Annotated in this window: 20 protein-coding genes; 18 read left to right on the forward strand and 2 right to left on the reverse strand. The window is 39.2% G+C overall.

The genetic code is table 11. From position 1 onward, the window contains the following. Positions 1-50 precede the first annotated feature (50 nt). From BLP50_RS00230 to BLP50_RS00260, 7 genes are all read left to right on the forward strand, one after another. Entirely contained in the window at positions 51-428 is a 378-nt protein-coding gene (locus BLP50_RS00230; RefSeq protein WP_242869188.1) for a VOC family protein, read from the forward strand. Between the two features lie 92 nt (positions 429-520). Then, positions 521-1,315, forward strand: a complete 795-nt coding sequence (locus BLP50_RS00235) for a hypothetical protein (RefSeq protein ID WP_090149187.1) — start codon at positions 521-523, stop codon at positions 1,313-1,315. A 12-nt stretch (positions 1,316-1,327) separates the two neighbouring features. Next, a complete protein-coding gene (locus tag BLP50_RS00240) occupies positions 1,328-2,074 on the forward strand; it encodes a sce7726 family protein (protein WP_090149193.1) in 747 nt (248 codons plus the stop codon). Positions 2,075-2,200: 126 nt separating this feature from the next. Then, positions 2,201-3,706, forward strand: a complete 1,506-nt coding sequence (locus BLP50_RS00245) for an ABC transporter substrate-binding protein/permease (RefSeq protein WP_090149195.1) — start codon at positions 2,201-2,203, stop codon at positions 3,704-3,706. A 19-nt stretch (positions 3,707-3,725) separates the two neighbouring features. Continuing rightward, positions 3,726-4,463, forward strand: a complete 738-nt coding sequence (locus tag BLP50_RS00250) for an amino acid ABC transporter ATP-binding protein (RefSeq protein ID WP_163927162.1) — start codon at positions 3,726-3,728, stop codon at positions 4,461-4,463. 104 nt (positions 4,464-4,567) lie between these two features. After that, positions 4,568-5,737, forward strand: coding sequence for an alanine racemase (gene alr / locus BLP50_RS00255; RefSeq protein ID WP_090149198.1), 1,170 nt, complete (start codon positions 4,568-4,570; stop codon positions 5,735-5,737). A 27-nt stretch (positions 5,738-5,764) separates the two neighbouring features. Then, complete coding sequence (locus BLP50_RS00260; protein ID WP_090149201.1) at positions 5,765-6,979, forward strand: EAL domain-containing protein; 1,215 nt, start codon at positions 5,765-5,767, stop codon at positions 6,977-6,979. On the opposite strand, the gene BLP50_RS00265 is transcribed toward BLP50_RS00260, so the two are convergent. Next, positions 6,923-7,435: a YgjV family protein gene (locus BLP50_RS00265; protein ID WP_090149204.1), complete on the reverse strand. Its 513-nt coding sequence runs from the start codon at positions 7,433-7,435 to the stop codon at positions 6,923-6,925. The genes BLP50_RS00260 and BLP50_RS00265 overlap by 57 nt on opposite strands. Before the next feature lie 155 nt (positions 7,436-7,590). Between BLP50_RS00265 and BLP50_RS00270 the strand changes: the two genes are divergently transcribed. The 4 genes from BLP50_RS00270 to BLP50_RS00285 all read left to right on the forward strand — a co-directional run bounded on the left by BLP50_RS00270 (position 7,591) and on the right by BLP50_RS00285 (position 11,194). Continuing rightward, positions 7,591-8,058, forward strand: a complete 468-nt coding sequence (locus BLP50_RS00270; protein WP_090149208.1) for a LeuD/DmdB family oxidoreductase small subunit — start codon at positions 7,591-7,593, stop codon at positions 8,056-8,058. Between the two features lie 154 nt (positions 8,059-8,212). Further along, complete coding sequence (locus tag BLP50_RS00275) at positions 8,213-9,457, forward strand: 3-isopropylmalate dehydratase large subunit (RefSeq protein WP_090149210.1); 1,245 nt, start codon at positions 8,213-8,215, stop codon at positions 9,455-9,457. A gap of 1 nt (position 9,458) precedes the next feature. Beyond that, on the forward strand, positions 9,459-9,938 hold the full coding sequence (locus BLP50_RS00280) for a LeuD/DmdB family oxidoreductase small subunit (RefSeq protein ID WP_090149213.1): 480 nt from the start codon (positions 9,459-9,461) through the stop codon (positions 9,936-9,938). A 14-nt stretch (positions 9,939-9,952) separates the two neighbouring features. Beyond that, on the forward strand, positions 9,953-11,194 hold the full coding sequence (locus BLP50_RS00285) for an aconitase/3-isopropylmalate dehydratase large subunit family protein (protein ID WP_090149216.1): 1,242 nt from the start codon (positions 9,953-9,955) through the stop codon (positions 11,192-11,194). A 114-nt stretch (positions 11,195-11,308) separates the two neighbouring features. Here the strand turns inward: BLP50_RS00285 and BLP50_RS00290 are convergent, their stop codons facing one another. Beyond that, positions 11,309-12,586: a chloride channel protein gene (locus tag BLP50_RS00290; RefSeq protein ID WP_090149218.1), complete on the reverse strand. Its 1,278-nt coding sequence runs from the start codon at positions 12,584-12,586 to the stop codon at positions 11,309-11,311. A gap of 80 nt (positions 12,587-12,666) precedes the next feature. Here BLP50_RS00290 and BLP50_RS00295 point away from each other — a divergent pair, with 80 nt between their 5' ends. The 7 genes from BLP50_RS00295 (at position 12,667) to BLP50_RS14250 (ending at position 18,436) form a co-directional block, all read left to right on the forward strand. Further along, positions 12,667-13,593, forward strand: coding sequence for a diacylglycerol/lipid kinase family protein (locus BLP50_RS00295; RefSeq protein WP_176753644.1), 927 nt, complete (start codon positions 12,667-12,669; stop codon positions 13,591-13,593). Between the two features lie 143 nt (positions 13,594-13,736). Beyond that, positions 13,737-14,849, forward strand: a complete 1,113-nt coding sequence (locus BLP50_RS00300; protein WP_090149224.1) for a DUF5692 family protein — start codon at positions 13,737-13,739, stop codon at positions 14,847-14,849. A 92-nt stretch (positions 14,850-14,941) separates the two neighbouring features. After that, positions 14,942-15,703: an MBL fold metallo-hydrolase gene (locus BLP50_RS00305; protein WP_090149226.1), complete on the forward strand. Its 762-nt coding sequence runs from the start codon at positions 14,942-14,944 to the stop codon at positions 15,701-15,703. A gap of 1 nt (position 15,704) precedes the next feature. Beyond that, entirely contained in the window at positions 15,705-16,544 is an 840-nt protein-coding gene (locus tag BLP50_RS00310) for a DNA-3-methyladenine glycosylase 2 (protein ID WP_090149229.1), read from the forward strand. A gap of 2 nt (positions 16,545-16,546) precedes the next feature. Next, entirely contained in the window at positions 16,547-17,266 is a 720-nt protein-coding gene (locus BLP50_RS00315; RefSeq protein ID WP_090149232.1) for an adenosylcobinamide-GDP ribazoletransferase, read from the forward strand. 17 nt (positions 17,267-17,283) lie between these two features. Beyond that, on the forward strand, positions 17,284-18,198 hold the full coding sequence (locus BLP50_RS00320) for a cobalamin biosynthesis protein CobD/CbiB (RefSeq protein WP_090149235.1): 915 nt from the start codon (positions 17,284-17,286) through the stop codon (positions 18,196-18,198). An 82-nt stretch (positions 18,199-18,280) separates the two neighbouring features. Next, a complete protein-coding gene (locus tag BLP50_RS14250; protein WP_176753645.1) occupies positions 18,281-18,436 on the forward strand; it encodes a hypothetical protein in 156 nt (51 codons plus the stop codon). The last annotated feature ends 9 nt before the right edge of the window (positions 18,437-18,445 follow it).

An 18,445-nucleotide genomic window follows, 5' to 3' on the forward strand; every position in this document is an offset into this window, starting at 1 on the left:
TTTTTATAGTATGTTGGAGATAAGAAATGTTACAAAAGGAGAGTAGTGGCTTGATTAAAGGAATTCATCATATTTCTATGAAGTGTGAAACAGAAGAAGAACTAGTGAGAGTTAAAGAGTTTTATATGGACATTTTAGGTTTAAAAATCTGCCGTGAATGGGATGGTGGATTGATGCTTGATACTGGTAATGGATTGATTGAGATATTTACAAATCAAGCTGGTGAGCATCAGCTTGGTGTCATAAGACACATAGCCTTACTTACAGAGGATGTTGATGGCATCGTTATAAAAGTAAGAGAGGCTGGCTATGAAGTATTTGTTGAGCCTAATGATGTGGACATTCCAGCAAACCCTGTATATCCAATTAGAATGGCGTTTTGCTATGGACCATTAGGGGAGCAGATAGAGTTCTTTTGTGAGAGATAGAATGAAAACAATATACAAGTCCTCAGTAACTTTCCCAATCCCTCTTATTGAGGTATACTATACAGGTATATAAAGTGTATTGGAGAGATATCATGAAGAAGAGATTATTATCATTTATATTATTAGGAACAGTTTGCTTTTCATTTGTGGCATGTGGACAAAAGAGCAAGAAGGCAGATTCTGACAAAGCAGAAGAGACAGCTACTGAGGCATCTAGCGATGATGAGGCTGAAAAAGTAGAGGAAGATGCAGATGCTGTTGTAGAAGTAATTGAGGGTTATAGTCATACGCCAGAGTATGATGAGGCACTTGCTAATGCAGATGTGTACGGCGGTACAGATGGAAAGACGTATGATGATTATAAGAGTGCTTATACTGCGGCTATAGCTGATGTGGAGGCTAATTCTCCTCAGTATAGTTTTACATATTCGCTTATTTATGTGAATGAAGATGATATTCCTGAATTAGTATGTAACTCTAATGATGAGACATTTGGTGTTTACCTTATTTCATATCACGAGGGAAGCCTTAACTATGCACTTACTAGCGGAACAGAGTTTACCTATATAGAAAAGGAGAATATTGTAGACAATACAGGCGTTGTGCTTGGAGCATATTATGATAATCTTCTTGCTATAAGAGATGGACAGTGGGTACTTCTTGGGTATGGTGAGAAGGGGACTTCTGATCCATGGGCAGAGGATAGCTTTGATGAAAACGGTGATCCTATTGTAGATACCTGGACATGGGATGACGATTATCTTAAAAATGATGCTGATTATAATGCAACCTTAGAGCTTTATTACGCTTCTGATGCTGCCAAGTCAGTGGATAATTATGTATCAAAGGACGAAATATTAAAGCAAATCAACGGTGAGCAGGAATAGATTATTTAGATTATGCTAAAGGACAAGGATATTAGAGAGTCACTTTTTGACTATCTTGAAAACGAATATAAAAAAGCAAGATTTTTCGAAGAGAAAATGATTGGTAAATCGAGAGCGGATGTGGTTATGGTAATTACATCCGCTTTAGTTGGTATAGAGATTAAATCTGACGCAGACACATACGCTAGACTTGAGAGTCAGATAAAGGATTATGATAAGTACTTTGATTACAATATTGTAGTGGCAGGAGGTAGCCATGGCCTTCATGTGGGCGAGCATGTGCCTGAGCACTGGGGAATTATCACAGTGGATGAAGTGGATGGAAAGCCTGATTTTTATTTTTTAAGAAGACCTGAAATAAACAAAAAGGCAAAGCTTCAAAGAAAGCTTGAACTGCTGTGGAGACCAGAGCTAGGGGTTATTCTTGAAAAATTTGGATTGCCTAAATATGCAAATCAAAGCAAGCCTTTTGTCAGAAAAAAACTTATAGAGTTCACTAAGATGCCACTTACTAATGCTGAGATAACTAGAATAAAAAGGGCGGCTAAATTAGAAGGGGTAGAGCCTGTTATACCTGAGAGCAGACTAGATGAAAATGAATTGTCTGCTGCCATAAGTGAGCTTTTGTTTGAAAGAGATTATGAGAAGCTGTTATCGGAAATTAATGAATTTAGAAAAGCAAGGAATCCAAGGCGTAGGGGAGCCAAGAAATCCACTAGTGTGAAAAGGATTAGAAGACGAAATAAGAGTAGCAAATAAAGGCGCGAGAATTGTCAGAATGCTGTTTAAATAAAAAGATAAATAATCTTTTAATTTTTGCTTTTCATTTGTAAATTGATGTGTTATTATCTATGCATAAAAATTCAGCAAAGGGAATAAATATACATGAAGAAGAAACTATCATTATTACTCTTAGGCCTAATGGCTGCCCTTTTTATAGGATGTGGCAACAAGGCTGAGAGCACAGGCAAACAAGTTAATACTATTGATGATTTGGAAGGAGCTAGAATCGGTGTTCAGTTAGGAACAATCGGTGATATTTATGCTTCTGATTACGAAGGTGATAAGGCTGGCACAACAATCGATAGATATAACAAGATTACAGATGCTGTACAGGCTTTGAAGCAGGACAAGGTAGACTGCGTTATTGTTGACGAACAGCCAGCTATAGCTACTACTAAAGATGAGCCTTCTCTTGTAATCCTTGATGAGCCTTTTGCTCTTGAGGAATATGCAATTTGTATCGCAAAGGATAATGAGGAGCTTCTCGATTCTGTAAATGGTGCTCTTGCAGAACTTAAGGAAGAGGGCGTTATTGAACAGATTATTGAAAACTATATTGGTGATGAAACAAAGGGAACATACCCTTATGTAACACCAGAGGGAACTGAGTATCCTAATGGGACACTAGTTGTTGCTACAAACGTGGCTTTCCCTCCTTATGAATACTATGAGGATGCTACTCCTGTTGGTATTGATATGGAAATCATCAAAGCTATTGGTGATAAGCTGGGCATGGATGTTCAGATTGAGGATATTGAGTTTGATAGTATTATCAATGCTGTAGATTCTCACAAGGCGGATGTGGGTATCGCAGGTATGACTATGACAGAGGAGAGACTTAAATCTATTAACTTCTCTGATCCTTACACTACATCTAAGCAGGTTATCATTTCCCGTGATCCTGAAAAATCAGGAGAGGGCATTGGCTTTGTAGAAAACTTTAAGCGTTGCTTTATTACCGATGGTCGTTACAAGTATATGCTCAAGGGTCTTGTTAATACTCTTATTATTGCTCTTTGTGCCGTACTTGCTGGTATGTTTATCGGTTTTATTGTTGCAATTATTCGTGTTACACATGATAAGACAGGTTCGCTTACAGTTCTTAATTCGATTTGTAAAGTGTATCTTACAATTATCCGTGGAACACCAATGATGATTCAACTTTTGATTATTTACTATGTAGTATTTAAGGCGGTTGTAGTACCAAAGGTTATTGTTTCTATTATCGCATTTGCGATAAACTCAGGCGCCTATGTAGCTGAAATCATGCGTGGCGGTATTATGTCGGTTGATGGAGGACAGATGGAGGCTGGACGAAGCCTTGGTCTTTCATATAAGCAGACAATGATATCTATTGTTCTTCCACAGGCTATAAAGACAGTGCTTCCTTCACTATTAAATGAGTTTATCTCATTGATTAAGGAGACATCTATCTGTGGTTACATCGGTCTTATAGATCTTACTCGAGGCGGTGATATCATCAGAAGTATTACATACGAGGCATTTATGCCACTTATTGCTGTAGCATTTATTTATCTTGCAATTGTTCAGCTTCTCACTATAGGTGTAGGCAAGCTTGAGAAGAATCTTAGAAAGAGCGAGAAATAATTAGAAAGAGGATAGAATAATGGGTAACGAAATTTTGATAAAAGTTGAGAATCTTTCTAAGTCATTTGGTGACAATGAGGTTCTTTCAAATGTAAATATGCAAATTGAAAAAGGCGAGGTTATCGCTATTATCGGACCTTCTGGTTGTGGTAAGTCTACATTTATTCGTACACTTAACCAGCTTGAGGAGGCAACTAGCGGAGCTATATATGTTGATGGCGAGGATATAACAGCAAAGGGAGTTGATATAAACGATGTTCGCCGTCGTGTGGGAATGGTTTTCCAGCATTTTAATTTATTCCCACATTTAACTATCAAAAAGAATTTAACACTGGCTCCTGTTAAGCTTGGAATCATGAGCGAGTCTGAGGCTGATGCAAAGGCTGTTGAGCTTTTAGAGAGAGTTGGTCTTTCTGACAAGGCGGATGCATATCCAGATAGCCTTTCAGGTGGACAAAAGCAGCGTATAGCAATTGCCCGTACACTTGCTATGAATCCAGAGGTTATTCTTTTTGATGAGCCTACTAGTGCTCTTGATCCAGAGATGGTTGGCGAGGTACTTTCTCTTATGAAGGAGCTTGCTGATGACGGTATGACAATGGTAGTAGTCACACATGAGATGGGATTTGCAAAAGAAGTTGCTGACAGAGTTATGTTCTTCGATGAGAAGGGAATTAAAGAAGAGGGAACACCTGCTGAAATCTTTAATTTTCCACAGAGCCAGCGCTTGAAAGATTTCCTCTCAAAAGTATTGTAATAATATGACTTAAACTAACCCTCTAAGGTTGCATTAGAGGGTTTCGTTTTTTTTATAAATGATTATAATAAGTATTGTTACAATTTATTAGGAGATGATTTATAATGGAATCAACATTGAGAAGGACATGGGCCGAGATAAAATTGGACTCCATTGCCTATAACTATAAAAAGATTCGTGAAAAAATAGGACCAGATGTAAAGTTCCTTGGAGTTGTTAAGGCGGATGCCTATGGTCATGGTAGCATTCAGGTGAGCAAGCTACTTCAGGATCTTGGAGCTGATTATTTGGCTGTAAGCTCAGCAGACGAGGCTCTTGAGCTTAGAGTTAACGGAATAGATATGCCTATCCTTATTCTGGGACACACTCCTAAGGAGCAGGTGGGCCGTTTAATTGAATATCACATTACACAGGCTATCACTTGTAAGGCCAAGGCGGACGAATATAGCGAAGAGGCTGTCAGATGTGGCGGCAAGCTAAAGGTACACATTAAGGTGGATACCGGCATGTCTCGTCTGGGATATTTATGTGATGATGGTTATTTTGATACTGGTGTAGAGGGCATTGTAGAGGCTTGCAATATGCCGGGACTTGATGCAGAGGGTATATTTACTCATTTCGCAGAGGCAGATGAGTTTGGTGACGAGAACGATGCCTATACTAAGCATCAGTTTGAATTATTTACTAGCGTGATTTCTTCGGTAGAGGAAAAGCTTGGTCGTAAATTTGCCATTAGACATTGCGCAAATACTGGAGCGGTAGCTAGATTTGAGAATACTTATCTGGATATGGTTCGCCCAGGACTTTTACTCTATGGCTATGGCGAGTTTGCCAGACAGATGGGGCTCAAGCCAGCCATGACTATGAAGACAACTGTCAGCACTATCAAGATTTATCCAGAGGGCACAGCCATAAGTTACGGTGGTGTGTACGTTACAGATAAGACTACTAGAATAGGCGTATTACCATACGGCTATGCAGACGGTTTCTTGCGTAGCCTTTCCAACAAATGCAGTCTATACACAAAAGAAGGTCCAGCAAAGCTTCGTGGAAAGATTTGTATGGATATGTGCATGATAGATATTACAGATATGCCTTCAGTTGATGTGGGCAGTGAGGTAGAGATTTTTGGCGAGAAGAACTCGATAGATGAGCTTGCAAGCATTGCCGGCACGATACCTTACGAATTAACTTGCGCAGTTAGTAAGCGCGTTCCACGTGTTTACTATCGAGACGGACAGATTATTGAAAAAGAATTAATGTTGCGTATGTGATGTTTATTTTTTTAGAACGAGGAGTATATGAATTCATCATTTATCAACGAGGTCATAGCTGCTATAGAGAGCCGCGAGATTAAGGCCTATTATCAGCCACAGTACGACGCTAATACAGGGCGACTTGTGAGTGCAGAGGCTTTAGTTCGTTGGGAAAAAGCTAATGGGGAAATTGTGAGCCCGGATAGTTTTATTCCTGAGCTTGAAAAGACAGAAGCTATCAACCTTTTGGATTGGTTCATGGCAGAGGAAGTTTGTAGGACTATACATGAACTTGGTGAAGCAGCAGTACCTATCGCTGTAAATTTTTCTAGATGGCATATAAGGGAACGAGATTTTAGCCGCAAGCTCAATTCTTTACTTTCTACCTATGGCATTCAGCCTAGGATGTTTGAGGTGGAGATTACTGAGTCAGCCATGGCTGCAGTAGAGTTTAACGTAATTCAAGAGTGGGCCTACAATGTGGCAGACATAGGTGTTAGCATTGCGATTGATGATTTTGGAGCAGGTTTTACATCATTACAGTTTGTTAAGGATTTACCTGTTAATTTCCTGAAGATTGACAAGGCTTTTCTTGCAGACAACTGTCAGGATGACAGAGGTCGAGGCACACTTGAGACAGTTTTCTTCTTTGCTAACAAGCTTAACTTAAGCACTATTGCCGAGGGGGTTGAGACAATCGAGCAGTTAAAATTCATGCAGAATATGGATTGCGACAGAGTGCAGGGTTATCTTTTTTCTAAGCCCCTTAAAAAAGAAGATTTTCTTGTAATAGCACTTATGGATAATCAGCCAACTGTAGACGACGATAATTTCCTTAAGAAACAGGGAACATTCAGTACTCATAGTTTGCTTTTGAAGGCAATTAGAGATGAGTATGACATGATTATCTTTGGAAATCTTTATAAGAATAGCTATTATCTTATGCATCAGAGAGATGGTGTGAAATTTAAAGCTGCTACAGCTGGTGTTATTGATGATATGTCAGAAGCTACAATAGCTATGAGCGCTGATTATGATAGCGGCAAGAAATACAGAGATACTTTATCCCGTCCTGCCTTAATTAAAGCATTTAACGAAGGCAAGACGAGAGTAGAGTGTGAGGTTAAAATTAAAACTGAACTAGGTGTTCATGAATTCATAACAGTAGTTCATTTAATGAAACATCCTTATAGAGATGATATTTTAATGATCGGCATGTCTAGAACTGTAAAGAATCCTGTAGACACCAATCCAGCTTGATACAAAGGTAAATACGTCAAAGGCAAATACTAGCCAGTTGCGTAAATTAAAATCATATATACCAAAACAAAGAGTACTTCCGATGCAGCCAAGCTTGATTACTAGGTCTTTTTTCGAACTGAGAGTAACAGTTAAGGCGGTGGCTGCTAAAAATGGAAGCCAATCTACCCATGTGTTTTGAGTAGTAAAGTATGTGAATACACCCTGGAATCCAATGAAAAAGATTTTCAGCGGTGTATTTAGATTCCATTTTAAACAAATAAGATTTCTTATGAGGCTGACTATGTTACTGACAACAGCTGCCATACCGCCTAAAAATGCATAAGAAATGGTAAACAATATAAGTTGAACATTCTGAGCTAATAGCACAGTTCTTTTGTGGCGAATATATCCGATTACAACCATAAGGATACATGCCAACACAGAAAAAATTCTTCCAATTAAAATATAATTCATATTTAATACTCCTAAAATTAATTGCAGAACATTATATTAAGCCATATTCTTCCTCTTTTAAAGTTTAAAAATGAATACAGTGTGATTTACCCCTTTAAATCACTAAAGAATTGGGGTACAATGTTTGAATAATTATATTGGCAACAGGAGGAATTATGGGTAAGGTATTTCGATTTCACAAAGATGTAGATACAGATCAAATTATCGCTTCTCAGTATCTACTATTCCCAACAATAGATGAAATGAAGGTTCATACATTTGAGTCTCTAAACTCAGATTTTGCATCACAGGTGAAGCCAGGAGATTTTGTTGTAGCTGATGAGAATTTTGGCTGCGGTTCATCTCGTGAGCAGGCGCCTAGCGTGCTAAAGGCACTTGGGGTCAAGGCTGTTATCGCAAAATCATTTGCTCGTATTTTCTATAGAAATTCTATAAATATTGGCATGCCTGTTATAGTCAGCAAGGAGCTCTATGATGTGGTAAAGGACGGAGATGAGATGGAGCTTGATTTACAGGAAGGCGTGATTACTGTTGATGGTAAGACATACTCATGCACCAAACTTCCAGCGAAGATGCAGGAGATTTTAGACCAGGGCGGTCTAATCGCTTCGTTAAATCAATAATCTTATTACTGTTAGATTATTATTTTTTGAAATTATTTATATGAGCTTTGTAGCTATCAAGCTCTGAGTGTTACTGGAAGTCACATGTTAGTGACTGTAAGTGATACTCAGGCTTGAGAGCGTAACAAAGCGGACTACAAGGAGATAATAAATTATGGGAATGACTATGGCTGAAAAGATTATTGCTGCTGCCGCAGGCAAGGAATCCTGCAAAGCTGGCGATATTGAGACAGTTACTTTAGATAGATTGATGAGTAATGATGGTACAACACATCTTACTATTGATATGTACAATAATTTAAAAAATCCACACATTGCAGATGTGGATAAGCTGGTTTGGATTATCGACCACAATATTCCTGCAGATAGCCCAAAGACAGCTGCATCTCATAAAAAAATGCGTGATTTCGCTAGAGAACATGGGATTACATTTTATGAGGGCGAGGGTGTGTGTCATCAGGTTATGATGGAGAACCATGTGCGTCCAGGTGAGCTTATTTTTGGTGCAGATTCACACACATGTGCTTACGGTGCCCTTGGTGCCTTTGGAACAGGTGTAGGATGTACAGATTACCTATATGCTATGGTTACAGGTACTTCTTGGCTTTTAGTTCCTGAGACAATTCGTTTTAATCTCCATGGAAAGCTTAAAAAGGGTGTATATGCAAGAGATTTAATCCTTAGCATTATAGGCAAGATTTCTGCAAATGGTGCCAACTACAAGGCTATGGAGTTTGCCGGAGATGGTCTTAAGGATTTGTCTATTGCTGATAGAATTGCTATTTGTAATCTCTGTGTAGAGGCAGGTGCCAAGACAGCATTAATGGAAGTAGATGAGGTGGCCCTTGATTATCTTAAGGAGCATGGTAGAGAGCCTAAGGCGCTGTTTAAATCAGACGAGGATGCTGTATTTTCACAGGTAATTGATATTAATTTAGATGAGATTGAGCCAATCGTTGCTAAGCCTCATTTTGTAGACAATATTGTTACTGTTAAGGAATGTGAGGGAACTAAAATTGATGAGGCATTCCTTGGTAGCTGTAACAATGGTCGAATCGAGGATTTACGTGTAGGAGCTGCAGTTATTAAGGGCAAAAAGGTAGCTCCAAAGGTTCGTTTCTTAGTTGTTCCAGCTAGCCGCAGCGTATACAAGCAGGCCCTTAAAGAGGGACTTCTTGATATATTTATGGAAGCAGGTGCTATGGTTATGAATCCTAACTGTTCTGTATGTTGGGGCGCATGCCAGGGCGTTATCGGTGAGGGCGAGACACTTATCTCAACTGGTACTAGAAACTTTAAGGGACGTGCAGGCCACAAGGATTCATTCGTATACTTGGCGAGTGCAGCTACAGTAACGGCATCAGCTATTGCTGGCTATATCACATCTGCGGAGGTGTAAAATGAGCAAGATTTGGAAATTAGACAATGATATAGATACAGATATTATTTTGCCTACAGAATATTTGGCTTTTGAGACAGTAGAGCAGATGAAGCCATATGCTTTTTCTCCACTTAGACCAGAGTTGGCGGGCAAGATTCAGCCGGGAGATATGATTGTAGCTGGCAACAATTTTGGTTGCGGTTCATCTCGTGAGCAGGCCCCAGAGGTTGTTAAGGCTCTTGGAATTTCATGCATAGTTGCCAAATCATTTGCCAGAATTTTCTTTAGAAATGCAATTAACAATGGATTGCTTCTTATTGAGCAGCCTGATTTATATGATGAGGTAAGCGAAGGAGACGAGGCAGAAGTAATCCCTGGCAAGGAAATAAAGGTAAATGGTAAATCATACCCAATTGCCAGCTTACCAGAGAATCTTACTGAGATTCTTGAAGCAGGTGGCCTTGTAAAGGCAATGAGAAAGCGCAACGGATTAGATTAATTTTGGAGAGTACAATGGGACACACACTTATTGAAAAGATAATCGGAAACAAGGTTGGCCATGAGGTTAAGCCTGGTGATATAGTTACTGTAGATGTTGATTGGTGCATGATTGATGACATCATGGTTCCTTTTGCAGTGCAGAAATTCGAAGAAATGGGATTTGATAAGGTTGCAAATCCAGATAGTGTTGTTTTGATTTATGATCACTTCCTTCCTGCAACACAGGTGGATGACAGTAGACACTTTAGAGCTGGCGATGAATTTGCTGACAAATATGGAATTAAGAGAGTTCATCGTACAGATGGTATTTGCCATCAGCTTATGACTGAGGCAGGCTATGTAAAGCCTGGTGATATCGCATTTGGTACAGATAGCCACACTGTGACTTATGGATGTGTAGGTGCTTTTTCTACTGGTATAGGGTATACAGAGATGGCTGGTATTTTAGGTACAGGTCAGCTTTGGATAAAGGTACCAGAGACAATTCGAGTAGAAATCGATGGAACACTTCCTGGAAATGTTACATCAAAAGATGTAATCCTTAGAATTATTGGTGACTTAACTGCTTCGGGAGCTACATATCAGGCACTTGAGTTTGGCGGTTCCACAGTAGATGCTATGAGTGTCGCTAGTCGTATGACCATGTCTAATATGTCTGTTGAGGCTGGTGCTAAATGCGGCGTATTTGTTCCAGATGAGAAGACATGCGATTACTGCAGGATTCCTTATGATGATTCAGTGAAAGCGCTTCAGCCAGACGGAGGTGCTACATATACAAAAGTTATGAGATATAGAGCTGAGGATTTTGTTCCTGTATGCGCTTGTCCATCTCTTGTTGATAATATTAAGCCAGTTTCTGAAATTAAGGGTACAAAGGTAAATCAGGTATTCCTTGGTTCTTGTACTAATGGAAGATTAGAAGATTTGAGAACTGCTGCAGCCTACATGAAGGGCAAGCATGTAGCTCCATTTGTAAAGATGATTGTTACACCTGCTAGCCGCAAAATATACCGCGAGGCTCTTGCGGATGGCACTCTTGAGATTTTATCTGATGCAGGTGCTATTATAACAACACCTGGATGTGGACTTTGCTGTGGACGTGGTGGCGGAATCCTCTCTGATGATGAGGTAGTGGTAGCCACTAACAATCGTAATTTCCTTGGTCGAATGGGTACCAGCAAAGTACAGATTTACTTGGCTAGTCCAGCAACTGCCGCAGCAACTGCCGTGGCAGGCTACATTACCGAAGCATAAAATAAGCCTAAGTTACACCCAAAATGTATGCCTGCGGGAGCATAATAGTATTATGGAATGTAACTTAGGCTCTTTTATTGCGTAATGGACCACTGACCCCGTCCCCTAGGGTCATTATTGTACGTGCTTGTCGATATAGTTGCTCTTGTATTTGCTGTAGACGATTTTTTGTGCGCGGTAGAGTCCTGAATATCCGGAAACCCAATAGCTGAAGGATACGCCAAGCAGGAAATATGGCATTGGTTCATATCCAAAGAGCTCGAAGCAAATCAGAAGGCTGGCTACAGGACAATTGGTTACGCCACAGAAAAGGGCGCCCATTCCAACTGCAGCAAGCAATGCTGGAGATAGGCCCAGGATTGGTCCCATTGCTGCGCCTAATGTGGCGCCTATGAAAAGAGTAGGAACGATTTCACCACCTTTGTATCCACAGGATAATGTGAGGGTGGTGAATATTATTTTAAGGACGAATACTTCAAGTCCAATAGTAGCACCAGTGAAACAAGACTCAATGATGGCTGAACCTGTACTGTTGTAAGTTTGTGAGCCGACTATAAGTGTGAGTAGTAATACGGATGTACCACCAACTAATCCTTTGATGTATGGATTTTTAAGCTTGTTAGATAAGAAACTCTCGTATTTGTGCATAAAGAGGCAAAATACGATGGATACAAATCCGCATAATATAGCAAATAGGCATATAATGATGGCGTTTTTAATTCCGAATTTAGGAATAGCTCCAATTGGGTATTGCTCTGCGTGCAGTCCCAAATATGAGGCGATAGCTCTGGCTACTAGTGATGAGATTACACAAGGAACTAATGCTGCATAATGCATGATTCCAACCGAGATAACCTCCATTGAAAAAATGGCAGCAGCCATAGGGGTACCAAAGAGTGCAGAGAATGCGGCACTCATACCACACATTATCATTGTTTTCTTGTCTGTTGAGTTAAGCTTGAAAGCACGTCCGATGCCATTTCCAATGGCACCACCCATTTGAAGGGCAGCACCCTCTCGACCGGCAGAACCACCTACAAGATGAGTGATTAGAGTGGATATATAAATCAATGGAGCAAGTCTAAGTGGAAGTACCTCGTCAGACTGGATGGCTGCGATGACTGTGTTTGTTCCACTGTCCTTGACCTTGAGAATCTTTTTATATATGAAAGTGATTATGATTGCACCAACTGGCAATAGATAGATAAGCCATGGGTAAGTCTCGCGAGTTTTTATAACATATCTCATAGAAAGGCCGAAAGAACCGGCGAATAATCCAACAATTATTCCTACTAAAATTGCTCCTATAGTCCAATTAACAACCGAAAGAGCACGAGTTCCGTTGTGTTGTACCTTGTGAGCGTAGTATTGTTTCTTTTCTTGAGTGATCATTTTCTTTAGCACCTTTCATTTATTTTCGCTATTATGCTATCATTTAAATATGAAATGTAAAAGAAAAAATGAGGATAATTATGAAAAATATTTTTATTGTCAATAAAGCATCTCGTACTGGAAGGGCTGCAGATGTTTGGGATGAGCTGGAGGCTTATCTTAAGTCTGAGAATATTGAGTATGAGGCTCATTTTACTGCAGGGGCCAATGACGCAACTGAATTTGCAAAGGCAGCTACTAGCTCAGGCCAGAAGGTGGCTTTGTTTGTTATGGGCGGTGATGGCACTTTAAATGAGGCTTTGAATGGAATAGTGGACTTTGAAAATACATTGTATACACCACTTCCTTCCGGTTCTGCCAATGATTTTGTTAGTGGAATCGGCCTTGAAGGGGATGCCCTTGAAATATTAAAAAGGGCATTAGCTACAGAAGAGTACAAAATTTTTGATATGGGAAAGGTCATTTATGATGGTGGCCAGCGTCTATTTGGCGTGAGCTCTGGAATTGGAGTGGATGCCTATGTATGCTTGCAGGCCCTCACTAGTAAGCTAAAAAAATTCCTTAATAAATTTGGCCTTGGTTCTGCTACTTATGGATTACTTACAGTTGGAGATATCTTTACAATGCCATTTTCTGATGCTCACATTACTAGATGGTTTAAAGATGAGGTAGAGGAGAAGGATGTAAAGGGAACCATTTTTGCTGCGGCTATGAATTGTAGGGCAGAAGGAGGCGGTATCCCTATGGCTCCAAATGCTAAACCGGATTCTGGATATCTTACAGCTTTTTATGCCCATGATATTAGCAGATTAAAATGTCTTACACTTTTGCCTGTTTTAGTTGCAGGTAAGCATGAGGGGAAGGACGGATTTGATTTATTAAATTTTGATAAAATCCGAATTCAAATGAAAGATAAGATGTGTGTTCATGTGGATGGGGAACATGTTGGATTTTTTGAGGATATTACCTTTGAATGTATACCACATGCCCTTAAGATTAGAGGCTGATGCGAATACAAATTATTAAAAAAGTATAAAAAATTTCACAATTGAAACATTGTTATTAATGCCACACAAGGATATAATAAAAACTGAGGTGTGAGAATTTAGTTTCTCAAAAAGTATAAATAATTAAATAAGGAGGACACATTATGTTGTTCCAAATTACAAATCTTTGGCAGATCCTTGGCTGGTGCCTTGTATTTGCGGGATTAATTCTTATGAACGAGCTTGGTCGTCGTACTAAGGTCGGTGGTATGATTATCTTTGTAATCATTCCAGCTATTCTTACTCTTTACTTTATCCTTGCTCATGTTGGCATGTTTGGTGGCAGCGCTAATCCAACTGTTGCTTACATGGATGGATGGTTCCACTACTTCAAACTTTACGCAGCTGATATCGGATGTGTAGGTTTCATGATGATTAAGTACAAGTGGGGCATTGGTAAGGAAAAATGGTTTGCTTGGTGGCCATGGTTCATCGTTGCAGCCAATATCATGATTGCTAATGTTTCTGACATGGAGTCTGCTCTTGCAGCTTACTCAATCACAGGCGACTTCTCAGGTGCTTGGTGGTGCTCTAATGAGGGTGTATTCATCTATGGTGGATGGTGGAACGTTGTTAACGCTATCGCTGGTATGATTAACATCTTCTGTATGACAGGTTGCGTACATCTTTATACATCAAAGGACAAGAACCAGTCAGATATGCTTTGGCCAGATATGACAATCTGGTTCATCATTGCATATGATGTATGGAATTTCGAGTACACATACCTTAACCTTCCAACACATACATGGTACTGTGGTGTTGCACTTCTTCTTGCTCCTACATTTGCTAATGCACTTTGGAACAAGGGTGCTTGGATTCAGAACCGTGCAAATACACTTGCTATTTGGTGCATGTGGGCACAGGTAGTACCTCTTTTCCAGTTAAAGGGAACATTTGCAGCTGTTCTTCCTCGTGTATACGGTGGAGCAACAGAGGCTGGTATCACAACTATGGATCTCTATGAGAAGGCTATCGCTCTTTATAATGCTGGTCAGGGTAAGACAGCAGCTGCAGGCGATGCAATTGCAGCAATGGGTATCACAGCTGATCCTACAATGCAGGGCTTCGTTGCTATGGCAGCTCTTGCAGCTAACGTAATTTGTATTTCAGTAATTATCAGAAATGCAATCAGAATCGGTGGCAACCCATACTCTAACGAAGTATTCGTTGGAACAAGAGATTACGAAGAGGCACTTGCACGTGCAGCTAAATAGTCTATATTAGATTTTTATTGCTCAGGCAGTTTAACTGCCTGGGCTTTTTTGTTAAACTAGAACTATACAATATATAGTATGGGGATAGAATAATGATCAAAGTATATTACATAATGCATAGCTGCTTCATGGTGGAGCTGGATGATAGATACTTGCTTTTTGATTATTTTGATAAGAGTGTAGTAAGTGATGTGGTGGAGTTCTCTGGATGCTTGCCAGAGCTTGATCCAAATAAATATCTGTATGTATTCGCCAGCCACAGTCACAAGGACCACTGGTGTCTGGAGAATCTTAGATGGGCTGATTCAAGAGACAATATTAAGTACATTTTGTCAAAGGATATTCGTCTTGGCAGAAATTATCTCCTTCGAAATGGATTTGATTTATCTATAAAGGACAAAATTCAGTTCGTTGGCTCTATGAAGACCTACAAGGTAGATGATATGGTAATTGAGACATTGCGTTCTACTGATGCGGGTGTGGCTTTTATTGTGCAGGTTAATGGACTTAATATTTACCACGCAGGAGATTTAAACTGGTGGAATGCGGAGGGCAAAGGCGAGCTCTATGGCGAGGTTTACGGAAGAGAGTACAAGAGAATGCTTAAGCCTATTTTGAATCGTCATTTTGATTTAGGTTTTGTGGTTATGGATGCCAGAATGGGTGAGGATGGATATTTCCTTGGCATGGAATATTTCGTTAAGAATATCGAATGTGACCACATTTTCCCAATGCATATGTGGGGTCAATATCAGTGGATTGAGAGATTTAAAAAGCGTCCTGGCATTGCCAATTTAAGGGATAGAATCATAGATATTGATAGAGAAAATGTTATTTTTGAAATAGAGGACTAAAATGGTTTTTAGCAAAAGCCTTTCGGCAGAAGAGTTTAACCCAGAGGTTATTATGAATTCTGGACAGGTTTTCAGAATGAAAAGAGAGACACCTGGGGCCCATGGCATGCCTGATACTTACAGCGCATGTTCTGGTGATAATGACGTATATTTTTATTTAAATAAAGATAATTACACTTGGGATTTTGTATGCAAAGAAGCCCAGTGGGATTTCTGGCAGAGATATTTTGACTTTGAGACAGATTATGTTTCATTTAACGATAGTGTAAGGGCAAGCAGTGACAAGTTCCTGAAAGAGTCTCTAATGGACTCATTTGGCATGAGGATTTTGAGACAGGATTTGTGGGAAGTATTCATTTCTTACATTATTTCTCAAAACAATAATATTCCTAAGATTAAAAAGTCCATTCAGGTGCTTTGCGATAGATATTCGGATGGTATTCATTTTCCAAAGCCAGATGTGTTGGCCTTTATACCAGAGACTGAATTGATGGATGGTACAGCCCTTGGATACAGAGCTGATTATATTATTGGAGTTTCAAAAGGTGTACTAGATGGTTCTATTGATTTAGAGAAAATATCATCTCTTCAATATGACGAGGCTTACAATGCACTGATTAAGATAAAGGGAATAGGCCCAAAGGTGGCCAACTGTATCATGCTTTATGGCTTTCATTTTATGGAGAGTTATCCTATTGATACATGGATGAAAAAGATTATAACTGAGGACTATAGTTCGTACTCTAAGGATGAGTATTTGAATTATATAAATGAAAGCTACAGCGGCTTTCAGGGGTATATTCAGCAGCTTCAATTCTATCATAAGAGAAAGAAGAAATAGGTATGATTAATTTTTTTAAGTCATTTGTAAATGCTTTTTCAGCTCATTCCTTTATTCCTCTTCCTTACTATGAGGATGAGGGGGATAAATACAAGGCGGCATTTGTGCCTTTAATTGGAGTGATTATTTACCATTTGCTTTATTGGTGGTCCATGCTTAGCTGGTACCGTTTTTATAATGACGTAGTAGAAGCCCTTGGTATGATTCTCATTGTGATAATTGTTACAGGGGGCAGACAGGCTCTTGGTTTTATTTCTTATGTGGATAGCATTCCTACTTACAAATATAGATTTAGAAGTTGGAGCGAGAGTAGAGATAGAGGGGTACTTAGATTTCTTTTGGTGATAATCGTCTGGACCATCGCTATGGCTAATACCTACGATTATATTTTCCCACTTGTATGGTTTGGATTTATTGCTTCGAGAATTACAGTGGGGCTTCTTTCATCAATCTTTAATGAGAATTCTAACCAATCAAAAGTTACTATTGGGATTCTTGTTGTTGAATTTATATACCTTGTATACTACGTGTGTGATGAATATGAGACCCTTGCGATTTGTCCAATTATAGCAACAGTGATATTATTTTTATTGTTCATGAATAATTTCAGGAGAAGTACAGCAGAGAATCTTGATTTATTAGAGGATGATTATGTTGTTTCATTTGAGACGGCTTGGATTATGTCGGTAGCTATAATAAGTCTTATTAGGTCTATTGGATAAGGGAGCGTTTGAGAATAATGTTTAGATATCATATGATAGCACTTCTTTTGGCCACAATATTAGAAGTGTTTATTGGAAGGATTTATAGCATATGGAGTCCATTTGATTCGGTGAAAAAATGGATTAAGCATCTAGATAGAGCTCTACTGGGTGATGAATTGATTCTCCTAGAGCCTGCCAAGCAAAAGAGTTTTGGTATGTGGCTGGTTGTTTTGGTACTTACACCGGTTTTTGTGCTTAGCGTATTTTTTACTGTGCTAGCCTATGATATTTCTCCAATTATTGGAGTTATATTTGAGATAATCTGCAGCTACTTATGTTTAGATGCAAATTACAATTATTACACTTCAAGAGAGATAGTTTCTGCTTATTATGGAGATGGAATAGAAGAGGCTAGAAAAGAAGCTTCTACATTTACGGGGGTGGATGCAAGTGATATGGATGAGAAGAAACTGTCAGAGCTTGTGACTACAAAAGTTGCAAACGAGGCAGCTGATTCATCTGTTTCCCCACTTTTTGTTATGTTCTTGTTTGGTCCTGTAGGAGGATTTTTGTATAGGACTATTGATTTGATGGATTCAATTGTGGGACATCATGATAAGAGATATGAGTATTTTGGATATTATCCAGCTAGGTTAAATCAGATAGTAGATTATATTCCTGGCAGATTTTCTGGAATGGTTGCTCTGTTTTGCGCACGTCATACATTTGGCGGATTTAATGGAAGAAATGCCAGATACATACATCTTAGAGATAAGTATAAGGCGATATCAGCTTTTGCTGGTGCGCTAGAAGTTTCTTTGAAAAATGGAACTATTGGAGATGAGGACAAGACTATTGATCCAAAGGATATCAAAAAGGCTGCTGGTCTCCACAGAAATATGTTCATAACTTGCCAAATAATTTTCATTATTTTATTAGTATTTTTCTGAAATACTGGTGGAATTTGGCTGGGCTTTGGATTATAATTTAAGCAAGTATGCAATAAAAATTTGGAAATTAGGAGGAATTGCCATGTCTGCATTTTTATCTAGTTTTGCAAGTTATTTAGTAAAGATGATCATACTCGTTGCCTTAGGCATCATGGGAGGCTTCATCGGAGTTAAGCTTCGTCAATCTAAGAATAGAAAAGAAGCTGATTCTGTATCAGAGGTTTCTTCCGAGGAATAATATTTGGAG

The sequence above is a fragment of the Pseudobutyrivibrio sp. AR14 genome, from assembly GCF_900101325.1.
GTDB lineage: Bacteria > Bacillota > Clostridia > Lachnospirales > Lachnospiraceae > Pseudobutyrivibrio.